This window comes from Nostoc sp. (assembly GCF_036917155.1).
GTDB lineage: Bacteria > Cyanobacteriota > Cyanobacteriia > Cyanobacteriales > Nostocaceae > Nostoc.
Map to the genome: position 1 here is coordinate 1 of NZ_JBALDZ010000121.1, position 13272 is coordinate 13272.

The 13272-nt window shown below is 39.8% G+C and carries 9 protein-coding genes and 1 CRISPR repeat array; of the genes, 8 read left to right on the plus strand and 1 reads right to left on the minus strand.

Features of this window, described 5'->3' with window-relative positions; all coding sequences use genetic code 11:
• Positions 1–555 precede the first annotated feature (555 nt).
• A complete protein-coding gene (locus V7K67_RS16955) occupies positions 556–1326 on the minus strand; it encodes a DUF4384 domain-containing protein (RefSeq protein WP_335167592.1) in 771 nt (256 codons plus the stop codon).
• A gap of 258 nt (positions 1327–1584) precedes the next feature.
• Here V7K67_RS16955 and V7K67_RS16960 point away from each other — a divergent pair, with 258 nt between their 5' ends.
• The 8 genes from V7K67_RS16960 to V7K67_RS16995 all read left to right on the plus strand — a co-directional run bounded on the left by V7K67_RS16960 (position 1585) and on the right by V7K67_RS16995 (position 13269).
• A complete protein-coding gene (locus tag V7K67_RS16960; protein WP_335167594.1) occupies positions 1585–1779 on the plus strand; it encodes a hypothetical protein in 195 nt (64 codons plus the stop codon).
• A 177-nt stretch (positions 1780–1956) separates the two neighbouring features.
• Positions 1957–3978, plus strand: coding sequence for a CRISPR-associated endonuclease Cas1 (gene cas1, locus V7K67_RS16965; protein WP_335167596.1), 2022 nt, complete (start codon positions 1957–1959; stop codon positions 3976–3978).
• Between the two features lie 205 nt (positions 3979–4183).
• A CRISPR array of direct repeats spans positions 4184–5173; the repeat unit is 35 nt; unit sequence CTTTAAACTTCTTCGGAAGTTGAATTAATGGAAAC.
• A gap of 431 nt (positions 5174–5604) precedes the next feature.
• Positions 5605–6654 (plus strand): CRISPR-associated endonuclease Cas1, encoded by a 1050-nt coding sequence (cas1, locus tag V7K67_RS16970; protein WP_335167598.1) that lies wholly within the window; start codon positions 5605–5607, stop codon positions 6652–6654.
• A 2-nt stretch (positions 6655–6656) separates the two neighbouring features.
• Positions 6657–6935, plus strand: a complete 279-nt coding sequence (cas2, locus tag V7K67_RS16975; protein WP_104906691.1) for a CRISPR-associated endonuclease Cas2 — start codon at positions 6657–6659, stop codon at positions 6933–6935.
• Positions 6936–7640: 705 nt separating this feature from the next.
• Complete coding sequence (locus V7K67_RS16980; protein WP_335167600.1) at positions 7641–7940, plus strand: hypothetical protein; 300 nt, start codon at positions 7641–7643, stop codon at positions 7938–7940.
• A gap of 136 nt (positions 7941–8076) precedes the next feature.
• A complete protein-coding gene (locus V7K67_RS16985; protein ID WP_335167602.1) occupies positions 8077–8259 on the plus strand; it encodes a hypothetical protein in 183 nt (60 codons plus the stop codon).
• A 693-nt stretch (positions 8260–8952) separates the two neighbouring features.
• On the plus strand, positions 8953–12150 hold the full coding sequence (cas10, locus tag V7K67_RS16990) for a type III-B CRISPR-associated protein Cas10/Cmr2 (RefSeq protein ID WP_335167604.1): 3198 nt from the start codon (positions 8953–8955) through the stop codon (positions 12148–12150).
• Between the two features lie 3 nt (positions 12151–12153).
• A complete protein-coding gene (locus tag V7K67_RS16995) occupies positions 12154–13269 on the plus strand; it encodes a type III-B CRISPR module-associated Cmr3 family protein (protein ID WP_335167606.1) in 1116 nt (371 codons plus the stop codon).
• Positions 13270–13272 lie beyond the last annotated feature (3 nt).

Below are 13272 nucleotides of genomic sequence, written 5' to 3' on the forward strand. Positions count from 1 at the left end.
GCTCTGTATCATGAGTTGTTTTCGGTCATTTGAAGTAAAAAGTATTAGTTGCCAAAAAATTGTAGGTTGGGTGGAGGCTTTGCCAAAGCCAACATCCTGATATCTGTTGGGTTGCGCTCCGCTCCACCCAACCTACATCTAATGCACTTGCTCTGTATCATGAGTTGTTTTCGGTCATTTGAAGTAAAAAGTATTAGTTGCCAAAAAATTGTAGGTTGGGTGGAGGCTTTGCCAAAGCCAACATTCTGATATCTGTTGGGTTGCGCTCCGCTCCACCCAACCTACATCTAATAGACATCTCCAGAAATTAAATATGCGTTATCCAGAGTCCTTGTAGAGACGTAGCAGTGCTACGTCTCTACATTCATTTTCGGAGATGTCTAATGCACTTGCTCTGTATCATGAGTCGTTTTCGGTCATTTGAAGTAAAAAGTATTAGTGGGAATATAATTTGCTTTCAAATCAAGAGGTCTGTAATCTATATCTAGTAAATGACAGTGGAAATAAATGCACCATCTGAAATAACGAAAAAGCTGATATTGTGATTTTTGAATATTAACTTTTAACTAGATATTCTGTATAATAAATTTCGCTATCTTTAGTTGTGCTGAGATAAGCTAGTAATTCTCTGATCCGAGTTTCTTCGAGTTGTAAAGGGTTGTCACTGCCTTGAGGTAGCCAATTTAAATTAGGCATATCCTTAGTAATTATTGCTAAAATTTGTTCTTGACCAGGATTTCCTTCTATATAAAAAGATTTCATCACTGAATCTTCCTGAGGTAAACTGGTTTTACCTGTAGTTAAGTGCGATTGGGGAGCAAAACACGAAGGACAAAAACACCAAAGTTCTTCGGAAGTATTTTTTTGGATAAGTAATAAATAACCGGAACTTTCTAAATTTATTTCAAAGCGAATGTGACTGCCGATAGATACAGACTTTTCATATAGATTAGTAGCCTGCCAACGCCAACCTAAAGTTTCTTCTTTTACTAAAACTAAACCCATTTTTTCAGTAGGAGAACCTAATAATTGCAGTTGATGCCAAAGTCCTGCAAGTACTGTTAAAGGTGGTTCTTGGTTTTCTGCTTCGGTGATATTAGGGTCAGATGATATGGCTATATCTTGCCAATCTAACTCAAGCATAGTACAAATTTCGGTGAAGATACTATAACTAATAGGTACACCGTTAAAAAATTTACTGATAGTTGCCCAAGATGCAACCTGGACATCATCAGCCAAGGCTTGTTGAGTCCAGTTTTTACGGATTAGGGCATACTTAGCTTTTTCAATACCTTTAATTGATGCTACTAATGTCCGTTTTGGCATAAGAAAGTTAAAAGATATTTTTTTGACATCCTCCCACCGCTAATCCCGCATTTCTCACTCTTCAGTAGGGGCGGGTTAACATATATCATCCATCATTCATGAATGTCTTGCTTAACCCGCCCCTACGACCTCTGCACTTCAGTTTGATAAATCTGGTGAGAAATCCGGGTAATCAGGAGTGCCTGATATAGCGGGGGATTCCAACTGACTGAAAGTCAGTTATGGTCAGGGAATGTCTCATTTTTTCGCCCTCGATTCATGAGGCAGCGCCTTGGGCGGCTCCGCCGACTTGAAGCGACTGCCGTCTCACCGCCAAATCACAGATTATGGCGAGAGCCTTCTCCTCACATCTTGCACCTAGCCCTAGCGATTAGAAATCGCGGCTATACAAACGAAGTCCGCCAGCGCAAACTAACAGAAAATCAAGGGTTTGAAACCCGCGCAGGCGGGTAAAGCCTCGTGTAGCCGCGACTTCCAGTCGCCTGGTGCAAGATATAAGTCTCTCCGATTTAGGTAAATTATATACAAAGTTATATATTCTGGCAAAAACTTATATAGGTACTTATATAGCTGTTAGTAACAATCAAGTTAGAGAGAAAAGTTAACAGCCACAACACTTTTAACTGAATCATGTTTACCATCGAACAACTTTTTTTCGCTTGGAGTCAAGTCCGTGCGGGAAGTCGCAGTGCTGGCGTGGATGGAATTAGTGTTGACTTGTTTGCAGCGTCAGTTGATGAACAGTTACCTATTCTGCTGCGTCAGTTACAACAAGAATCTTATCATCCTAGCCCAGCTAAAGGATTTTATTTAACTAAAAAAAGTGGAGGTAAGCGCTTAGTAGGTATTCCAATTGTCAGAGATAGAATCGTTCAACGCCTGCTTTTAGAGGAGTTGTACTTTCCTTTAGAAGAAACCTTTGTTGATTGTAGTTATGCCTACCGTCCAGGGCGAAATATTCAACAAGCAGTGCAGCGATTGTTCTCTTATTATCAGTATCGTACTACTTGGATTATCAAAGTTGATATTGCACAGTTTTTTGATAATTTGTCTTGGGCATTGCTGTTAACTCAGTTAGAAGCTTTGCATTTAGAAAGCCAAGTGATGCAGTTGCTTGAACAACAACTAAAAGCTGGAATGATCATTGCTGGTAAATACATCAATTCTGGCAAAGGTGTATTGCAAGGTGGGATACTTTCTGGAGCATTAGCTAATTTATACCTGACTGCTTTTGACAGAAAATGTCTCAGTAATAATATTAATTTAGTCAGGTATGGAGATGATTTTGCGGTTGCTTGTAACAGTTGGTCAGAAGCTAATCGTATCCTCGACAAAATCACAACTTGGTTAGGAGAACTCTATCTCACCTTGCAACCTGAAAAAACACAGATTTTTGCACCCCACGAAGAACTGAAATTTTTAGGCTACCGCTTTGCTAATGGAAGAGTGTATGCACCACCGCCTCCAGAACCCAAGCTGGAGGGGCAATGGTTAGTTAATGCTTCCGGTACACCTTATTTTCGCCCCAAGGAACGACCATTTAAATTTGTTTCTCGTCCACCAAAAGCTTGTGATATCAGCAAGCCAGTAAGTTTCCCTCGCGCCCCCATATCTCATCTTTGGCAGGAATCTATGACGACATTATATATCACCGATCAAGGTGCTTATTTGAGTGCAAAAAATCAACAGTTCCAGGTTTTTTATCAACGAGAATTAAGAATTAAAATCCCGATTGTCCGAGTAACGAATATTGTATTATTTGGCTGTTGTAATGTTTCTCATGGTGCAGTGAGTGTAGCATTACACCGACGAATTCCGGTAATGTATTTGTCACAGAAAGGCAGATATTTTGGCAGGTTACAGACGGAAGGAGAAGCTAAGGTGGAATACTTAGCGCGTCAGGTAGAGTGTTCGCAAAATCCTGAGTTTACTAGGAAGCAGGCAGAGGCTATAGTTTGGGCAAAGTTACATAACTCTCGGAATTTGTTGATGCGATTAAACCGTCGCCGCAATTCTCAAGAAATAGATGATACTTCTGTGTTAGCAGCAATTAAACATTTAGACATTTTGATGGATAAGCTATTTTTTGCAGAAACTATGGATGCACTACGAGGATATGAAGGACAAGCAGCTACGACATATTTTCAAGCATTAGGAAATTTGTTTATCGGGGAATTTAAATTTGAAAAGCGAACTAAGCGTCCACCAAAAGATCCAATCAATAGTATGATGAGTTTGGGTTATACGCTGTTAAGTCAAAATGTCTATTCATTTATCCAAACAGTAGGGCTACATACTCATTTTGGTAATTTGCACGTCCCCAGAGATAATCATCCAGCTTTAGTCAGTGATTTAGTTGAGGAATGGAGAGCGCAATTAGTTGATTCTCTGGTTGCTTATCTGGTAAATTCTCAAATTTTTACAACAGATGACTTTACTTTACCAGACGAACGAGGAGGAGTATATTTTCAGCCTCATGCACTGAAGAAATTTCTTAAGCATTGGGAAGAAAAGTTACAATCAGAACTAACACACACTCACACTGGACAGAAATTGGCATATCGTCGCTGTATTGAGTTACAAGTACGAGAATACATTGCTTGTTTGATGGGTGAGGTGAAAGTGTATCGACCAATGATTTGGAAAATGTAAAGAAATGTAAATTTGCGGGGGGTAGGCAATGGCTGAAATACTGATTATATCATTACCCCCCGCAAATGCCTTTCTGGGTAAGGGTTTGAGCTATGTTCACTGGTAGATTTTCCTAAATCAAGTTGACTTGTTGACAGTTAGTCTTGACCCCCCGCAAATTTGGCTGTATACAGTTAAGTCAGGGTAAGGCTTTCAGCAGCCAAGCCTTTAAACTTCTTCGGAAGTTGAATTAATGGAAACTATGGTGGACCGGTGGATACCCGCCCCCGCGTCTGTCAATGTTCTTTAAACTTCTTCGGAAGTTGAATTAATGGAAACTGAACTACAATCCGGTTCCACGTAACTCGGACTTCCCATTGCTTTAAACTTCTTCGGAAGTTGAATTAATGGAAACCTACGGAGCCGACGACAAGGGCGAGATACAAACCCAAGAACTTTAAACTTCTTCGGAAGTTGAATTAATGGAAACTTTCCATTTTATCAAAATTAGGGTGTTGAGGAAGATTATCTTTAAACTTCTTCGGAAGTTGAATTAATGGAAACCTCTTGTTTGTCCTGCTGTCGTTTTTTAGCTTCCATACTTTAAACTTCTTCGGAAGTTGAATTAATGGAAACCTACCTCTCCATGGATCTGAAGGGGTTGAGCCTAGTTCTTTAAACTTCTTCGGAAGTTGAATTAATGGAAACGGGACAGTTGGTGATCGGCTCGTCTTTAGATGAAAGACTTTAAACTTCTTCGGAAGTTGAATTAATGGAAACCTTGTCCATTAGCAATATCAGTTAATGCAACAAATACGCTTTAAACTTCTTCGGAAGTTGAATTAATGGAAACCTGTTGGACATCAGGTGAATCTACGTACTCACCAATACTTTAAACTTCTTCGGAAGTTGAATTAATGGAAACTTGCAGCAATGGCACCATTATTTGCCGCCAACAAAAACTTTAAACTTCTTCGGAAGTTGAATTAATGGAAACCAATTCGTGATCGGCTCATCTTTTGAGCTAACCACCAATGCTTTAAACTTCTTCGGAAGTTGAATTAATGGAAACTGCTGATCCGGTGTCTCCTTTTTAGGAGGAGATGTTATCTTTAAACTTCTTCGGAAGTTGAATTAATGGAAACAATTTCTAATTCTGCTTGAAAGTCTCCTAATTTTTTCTTTAAACTTCTTCGGAAGTTGAATTAATGGAAACTGTTTTCCATGATTTAAAACCTTACTTAAGTTTCAGAATGTTTTAAATTTATTTGGAAAATGAATTAGTTATAAATCAATACGGTTCAGTTAAGGGCGACTGGCAAAAATTTTGGGTTTTCGAGACGCGATAAATCGCCGTCTCTACAAGTGTTTTGGTCTTATCTGAACTGTATTGAGTTATAAATTACAGATCCCCGATTTATTTGAGAAGTCGGGGGTTTTTTTAGCAGAAATTATTTAGTATGGCTATATTCCCAGCTTTTTAATTGCCTAACTTATATACAAACTTATATCCAAACGCCCTTTGTTATATATCAGGTTATATATCTATCTGGGAATATGTAATTAAGTAAGAAGTGCAACGAACAAAAAAAGAACAACCTCTTCTGTTTGAACTTTTTACCTTTAACCTTTTACTTAATTCCAACTATGTCCACAATTTATATCACCGAACAGGATGCAACCCTGCAAGTGCAACACCATTATTTAAAGGTGTTCCATCAACAAAAACAATGTATTAGCCTTCGGATTAGTAACGTCAGTCAAATCATTATCTTTGGTAACATCAGATTGCCAAAAGAAGTACTTCAGGTTGTAGTAGCTCATCAAATCCCAGTGCTTTATTTAACTGCAAATGGCGAATTCATCGGGAGATTAGAAAACACAGCACAACGCCAATATAAATATCTAACTTCTCAACGCCAACGCGCACGTAATGCAGAATTTAATCATGCTACTGCGGAAAGTATCATCTGGGCAAAATTGCACAATCAACATACCTTTGTGCAAAGTTGGACTCGTCATTACGCCGACTATACAACCCAGCGTGCATTAAATTACCTAACGTTGTTGATGGATAACTTACCACTAGCAACATCTCCTAATGAACTGCGCGAATATAGTTCAGAAGCAGATAAGGTTTACTACAGTGCTGTTACTTCGCTACTCAACTTTCACAACTCGTCTTCGCAGTTTAACCAAAAGCGCATTAGTGGTTTCTTGAACCTGGGATATCAACTTCTGCATCAATATATATACACCCTACTGGATACCACAGGACTTCATCCCGATTACGCAATTTTACACCGCGATTTAGATCATGAGTTCCCCTTAGCATGGGATTTTACCGCCGAATTTCGTACCGCCATTGTTGATGACCTAGTATTAAATTTCGCCAGAAAATTTCCCCATACTAACGGAAACGGCAATGGAAATGGAAATGGTAAAGGTCATCCACGAAGCATCCTCCAACATTTTCTTCAGCATTGGGAAGGAAAGTTACGTACCTTTATACTGCATCCTTACGCAGGAGAAATTAGCTACCGCCAGTGTATGGATTTACAAGTACGAGAATATCTTGCGTGTTTGCTGGGTAATGTGGAATATTACCGTCCCTTGGCTTTGAAATTTCACCCAGCCGATTCCAACCTCGCCAATATTACTGAACTCCAAAAAACACCGTTAACCCTGGTGAGGTAGAGATGTTCTATTTAGTATGCTACGACATTGTTAGCGATCGCCGTCGTAACAAAGTGGCTAAACTCCTAGAGGCCTATGGTTTGCGGGTGCAAAAGTCGGTTTTTGAGTGTGTATTAGATGAAAACCAGTACACAACTCTATCTAAATATCTTGTTCGACTGGTAAACAAACGCGAAGACCAAGTGCGATTCTATCCGATGTCTGCACATACTCGTTGCAAAATCGCAGTTTTAGGTACGCAACCGCAGTTGGTAATTGACGACGCGGCGTATATTGTCTAATTCGGAATTTTCACCAAGATTTCACCCTACTAAAAAGACCAATATGAACGCTCCACGCGCTCCACCGACAAGAGTGAAAACATCTCCACGCTTTCGGTCAAGTTTGGATATTCGGAAACTATTGAATGCAGATTCTAGCTATCAAATTCCGTTTAGTTTTTACTTCCAAAGTTCAAAAAAAACTTGAGACCTTACCCTCTTCAGACCGCAAGCAATACAACAAGGCTTTTGAATGTTTCGCTCAATATGGCCCGACTTATCGGAGTTTGAGAACGCATCGATATCGCTGTAAAGATAGTGATATTTGGAGTTCTTCTGCATCGATGGCGAAACGATTTTACTGGCGTTACATGGAGAAAACAAGTATTGAAGTAACACATATAGATTCACATTAATAAAGTAAAAAGTCAAAAGTCAAAATATTTTCACCCAAGGCTTTTGGCTTTTTACCTTCTCTTCCTTGCCTCTTTCTTTTACCTTTTTACTTTTTACGAAAAAGATAAGGTTCAAAGCCGTACTTCGTCCCGCTACGCGCTTTCGCCCGCAAGTGGCGCGATAGCTCCCTTGCTCCCTAGCTTCCTTGGTTGAAGCCCCACCCGCAAGTGGCGTGGTTTTTCTCCTCTGCTCCTCTGCTCCTCTGCTCCTCTGCTCCTCTGCTCCTCTGCTCCTCTGCTCCTCTGCTCCTCTGCTTTTTTACTTATTTCTATGCCCAACCCTCGTCCATTACAAATGCGAGAATTACGGCTAATTTCAATGTACAGCAATTTGGAATTTGGTATGACACCACAGCAATTCTATTCCAAATGGGCAGTTAGTTATGAGCAAATAGCTCTAATCTGCTCTCGTTCTGATTCTACTGTTAGGGGCTGGTTTAGAAATGGGCGTAACCGACGCTACCCAACACGTAATGATTTACTTCATCTAGGATTGATGGATTTCTTGCTGGAACATTACGAGGAGATTCCTGAACATATACAGGGCTTATTGCGTTTTGCTTCTTCATAGAATTTGTATTCACAAAAGTACTCGATTGTCAATATCTTCTAGACCTGTTTTGATGCATATCTGCTGAACTAATGTGAACTTAGGCAATTGAAAAATACATTATTCATGCAACTTTCAGCAATTGTAGGAGGTTATTATGACCTATTTTGAGCAACTACACCCGTGGTGCATAATTCGTAATTTACCTAGCAAGGATGGCAAAGTTATAGCGAGATTCCGACGCCATAATGATGCAACTGCTTATCTACAAGTGCTGCAAAAACAAGTGACTAATGTCGAGTTGGTGGTGAAATTTAATTCCCCGGCTGAAATTGCTTGACTTCATTAGAAGTCGAATTAATGGAAACATTGGCATTTTATCCCCGCCAAACGTGTCAAACCTCCAGTTATGATTTGTAACTGGAGGTTTTCTAGTTTTTCATCAGATACTTATCAATACCTGAAATACCTATAGGATTACTATTTGATTTTTGAACAAAATTAGGTACTGTAGTGACGTGTCAAGGCTAAAATGTTGCAAAAAAATTGTAGGTTGGGTGGAGGCTTTGCGTAACCCAACATCCTGATATATGTTGGGTTGCGCTCCGCTCCACCCAACCTACATCTAATGCTACATATAATGCACAATTTTTTTGCTTGCCACGCCACTACATATACTTAGATTTTTTCAGGAATCAAATCGGATTCCTATATAATATGAACTAATTAATGAAAGTGCTTACGTAACAATGCGATCGCAGATCGTGAATGTAGTAATAAGTATAGATTATGCCGACAAAGATAGCGATCGCCCAAGTATTTTTTCAAAAAATTATCTTGGAGGAGTTAGAACTTTATGTAAATATTTAGACACAGTAAATGTATTTATATAAAGTTAGTTTGATTTAAACGTCATATTACACCAGTATTCTCTCAGCCAGAGTAATATTTTTATACATTCCCAATTAATCACACTCTGCACTGGTAAATCAATTATGGTTTCGGATTTTATGGTCATATATTTAGTAAGCAGATGAATTTTTACCAACGGAAATTATATGCACTACTACAAGCACCAGAATTTGCGGATTGGGGAGATTGTGTATTATCGCAATTAGATTGCCTAACAGATGATTTTGAAGATTTAAGAAGATGGTGGAGTGAAGGTAGAGGTCAACACGCCCAAGAGATTGCCTCTTCTTCAGACCGTGTTAATTTATCTCACATAGGACATCTAGATAATGAACAAGTAACTGTGCGTCATCCGATAAGTGGTCAAAAACAGCAAGTTACGACTTTACAATCTCCAGTTAACTTACCAGATATTAGCCAGATCAAACACGAAACCAACGCCAAAAAAGTTTTTTGGTGGTTTTGGCGATTTTACCCAGAACTATTAGCAGACGCGCAACACGATGCACTGCTGTTTCCTGCACATACAGTCATCCCCGACTGTCCACTACACAGCCACCAAAGTACAGTTTCGGCTTTGACTGGTGCAATGTTTCCCAAATGTTGGAAGTCTGAAGACAAACACGAGACTCCCTATCTATTAATATTTTCTTTCTCGCCGGTGCAAGACTTCATCAAGTCATCGCGCAAATTTCTCGATTTTTGGGCAGGTTCATATCTACTGCATTATCTCAGCACCCAACTATGCTGGCATATCGCCCAACAGCTAGGCCCTGATGCAGTGATTGTCCCTTCCCTCTGGAGCCAAGAGATTATTGATGCGTTGATTGTACAAAAGTATCATGATGCGCCTAACTTTACCTATTTACAAAATGGTGGTGAACCAGTTCATCGCTTTTCAGAAAAAATATCTACTAGTTTAAGTACTGCTGGATTTCCCAATATAATTACAGTTTTGGTTCCAGGTAAACAAGCAGCCCAAAAATGGGGGCGGTATCTAGCAAAAAAGCTCACCAAAGAATGGAGAAAAATCGGCATCAAAGTTAGAAACCACATTAGAGAGCAGGTAATTAATTTTTTAAATAATCAGTCCGAAGCCGAATTAAAGGAAATACTGCATGGAGTATTCCCCGAATTGAGGAATATTCCATCCGACCTTGAACCTTATAGAAGAGAACTAGAACTTCTCAAGCAACAAAGCTGTTGGGAATGGAACAAACTTTGGGAAGTCCAACTAAATCACACTTGGGAACCATACTGGACAGGGATACCACTGGGAAGCCCAACCCAGGGATTAACTAAGAATAAAAATGATGGTATTTTTGATAAAGCTTGGGTGATGATGCAAAATCAAATTGCTCGCCCATTTGTTGATTTACCTAGTGAATTTGAAAAAAACTTCTATAGAAATTTAAACGTGGGAACGTGGTGGGGTAGTATCCACCAACGTTTAGGAAGTTGTTTAAATAATGTTAAATCTACTCGGAACTGGCAATTTGCCATTGCTCCCGGCGAGCGTTCTACAATATCGGGTCAATTTAGCGCTGTTCATCCTCGGTTAAATTATCAAGTTACAAGAACTCTTGATGGACAAGTACACGACTTACGCCAAGGTAGTGGTTTAGCAGCAGGTTCAATGCGCTTATTTTGGTTTGTTATGTCCAAAGTGTATCGCGGTTTATTTAATGGTTCAGAGAAACTTAATGCACTAGAAATAACCAAACGTATGGCTTGGGTATATGGAGGCGTAGCAAAATCTTTAGGGATTTCTATCGAACTATCTGAAGACCCATTACCTGATGAAGCTGTGAATGAATTAGGAACAGAATCAACAGAAGGTAATAATCAAAGCTTACAACAAATAACCAAAATAATCGATTACGAAAAGTTCATTAGGTTCCCCAATCTTAGTTCCATTGGCGTAGCTGCTTTTGCTAAGGAGCATCCCCATTTAATCAAAACTTATAGAAGTAATCTATATCAACTTTTTAAACAACACAAACATAAATTTTCCCAAAAGCAACAACGTACTTTTTACTCCAAAACTAGCCGTCCATTCCATATCCCCAATGCAGACAAAGCAATAGAGAAGGAATTTCCCAATCTGAAGGGTGGTTATAACGGGGTGATGTTTTCTAGCAAATGGCTCATTGATGACATGGGCTTGCAAGAACAGGAACGCAACACCGCTAACAGCAACCAAAACAGTCAAAAACAAGTTGATATTTTACGAGAAATCGTCCAAAAAGCACATCAGAATACTGGTTTTGGTGAAAGCAGTCCGGCTGATTGGTGGGTAGTTGTCCTCGCCGATGGTGATGGGATGGGTGATTATATTTCTGGGAAAAAACTCAAACAATATAACTATTATGTTGAACTGGATGCTGTGAATCAAAGCATCCCAGATTTTGACGACAATCTATTTAATAAATTCTTAGATAAAACAGCCAAACGTATGGGGCCTGCTACCCATGTGGGTTTAAATCGCGCCCTTTTAGATTTTTCCAATCGTTTAGTTCCTTACTTGGCAGAAAAGCGTTTCTGTGGTCGCGTGATCTACAGTGGTGGTGATGATGTCATGGTAGTTTTACCTCTGGAAGATTTACCAGAGTATCTTTTATCTTTACGTGCGGCTTGGAGTGGTAACAAAGATCCCAAAGAAGAGTTTGAAAGCGATCGCAATGGTATTATTTCTGAACAAGATACAACTACAGGTTACTGGTATCCACTTGAACAAGTCAAAGAATTAATTAAACGTCCTCACTTCACAATGGGAAAGAACGCAACCATGAGTGCTGGTGTGATCATTGCTCATAAAAGCGTTCCCCTCCCCACTGTTCTGGAAAACCTGTGGGAAGCAGAAGCAGAGAGGGCGAAAAAAATCCCTGACAAAGATGGTATTTGCTTCCGAGTAATTTATAGTGGTGGAAACCAGTTAGAAGCACTAATGAAAGGCGAATTACTAGAGACATGGTGGGACTGGGTACAGGAATATAAAACATACGAAGAAAAACTTAGTCCCCTACTGTATCGGTTAGCTGAAGAACTTCCCCGCCGCGCTTCTATTACTGAGCATTACCATCTGTTCTCCAAAGCGGCTAAAGTCATTATGGACAGCCGCGATCGCAGCAAACAACTTGAGCAGACGTTTAAAAAAATCGAAAATTGGTTAGATAAATGGGAAGAATGGGCGAAATTAGCTTCCCAAAATAATTCGGAAGCCATAGGTACTAAACCTGAAGATTTAGCCAAACTATTAAGATTTACCGCTTTTTGGGTCGATAAGCGGGTTGAACGCTATCAGTGGAGGGACAGATGATATATGCATTGGTATAAGATTACTCCTCTAGATTTACTCCTATTTCGAGATTGTAAACCTTTTAGCCCTGGTGAAGGTTCTTGGGCAAAGGGGCTATTTCCACCGATGCCAATTACAGTATTTCAAGCATTGCGATCGCTCTTACCACAAACTACCACAAAAGATGAACGTACCCAGCGCCATCTCAGTTTTCTCGGCCCTTTTTTATTAGATAGTAACCATACCCTTTGGCTACCCACACCCAAAGATTTAGTCTGTCTATATCCTCCAGGACAAGACCGCAAAACGAAGAGCGATAATTGGAGCGAAATTCAATTCCTGCAATCCATTCCCCAAGATGACGTATGGAAGCATTTAGCATTTGATGAACAACAAATCGCTCCTCTAGTTCTGAATAAAAAATGGGATGGAAATATCAGCGCACCCAAACCTTGGATCAAAGCGGAAGCACTGTTTGATTACCTTAAAGGTCAAAAAAATAGCAGTAATTGGTGTAAACAAGACTTTTACCATAATCCTTGGAAAACGCAGGTGTTACCACACATTCAAATGCAACCTGACAAGCGACAAGTTAAAGATGCTGATGGTTACTTTACTGAAGTCGCCGTCCGCCTTGAAGATGGATGGTGTTTTGTCGCGGCTTTGAGTGGGGATATTTTAGTAAGCGAAAGCATTGTCCGGTTGGGAGGAGAAGGACATCGGGCTTTAGTATCGCCCCTGGAAGCAGATGACAGATTAAAAGGTCAACTTGATTGTTTGATGAAAAGCGATCGCTCCTCAACAGGATCAAATTTTGCCTATCTTCTTACCCCTGGACTAGCACTATTTGCAGAAACAAGATACAGCAGCTATCCCCAAGCTTGGAAGGAACATCTCAAAGGCTGCGCTACCGACAAAGCATTACTATGGGGTGGTGTCTCAACAATGCGTAAGGATAACAAAACAAAGGAAGAGTTTGCATTGTTACCGCAACGAGCCTTTGTACCACCAGGGACGGTGTATTTATTTAATAATGAAGTAGCAACAAACCAGCAGTTATTACCTGAACAAGGTGGACGGTGGTTAGAAACTTTTAAACAGCTTAATTATGGAAAACTCTTGTGGAGACAAGGAATTTAATCA

Excerpts from the sequence above, each read along its gene's own strand:
- V7K67_RS16955 (WP_335167592.1), bottom strand. The coding sequence starts at position 1,326 with ATGCCAAAACGGACATTAGTAGCATCAATTAAAGGTATTGAAAAAGCT.
- V7K67_RS16960 (WP_335167594.1), top strand. The coding sequence starts at position 1,585 with ATGAGGCAGCGCCTTGGGCGGCTCCGCCGACTTGAAGCGACTGCCGTC.
- cas1 (WP_335167596.1), top strand. The coding sequence starts at position 1,957 with ATGTTTACCATCGAACAACTTTTTTTCGCTTGGAGTCAAGTCCGTGCG.
- cas1 (WP_335167598.1), top strand. The coding sequence starts at position 5,605 with ATGTCCACAATTTATATCACCGAACAGGATGCAACCCTGCAAGTGCAA.
- cas2 (WP_104906691.1), top strand. The coding sequence starts at position 6,657 with ATGTTCTATTTAGTATGCTACGACATTGTTAGCGATCGCCGTCGTAAC.
- V7K67_RS16980 (WP_335167600.1), top strand. The coding sequence starts at position 7,641 with ATGCCCAACCCTCGTCCATTACAAATGCGAGAATTACGGCTAATTTCA.
- V7K67_RS16985 (WP_335167602.1), top strand. The coding sequence starts at position 8,077 with ATGACCTATTTTGAGCAACTACACCCGTGGTGCATAATTCGTAATTTA.
- cas10 (WP_335167604.1), top strand. The coding sequence starts at position 8,953 with ATGAATTTTTACCAACGGAAATTATATGCACTACTACAAGCACCAGAA.
- V7K67_RS16995 (WP_335167606.1), top strand. The coding sequence starts at position 12,154 with ATGCATTGGTATAAGATTACTCCTCTAGATTTACTCCTATTTCGAGAT.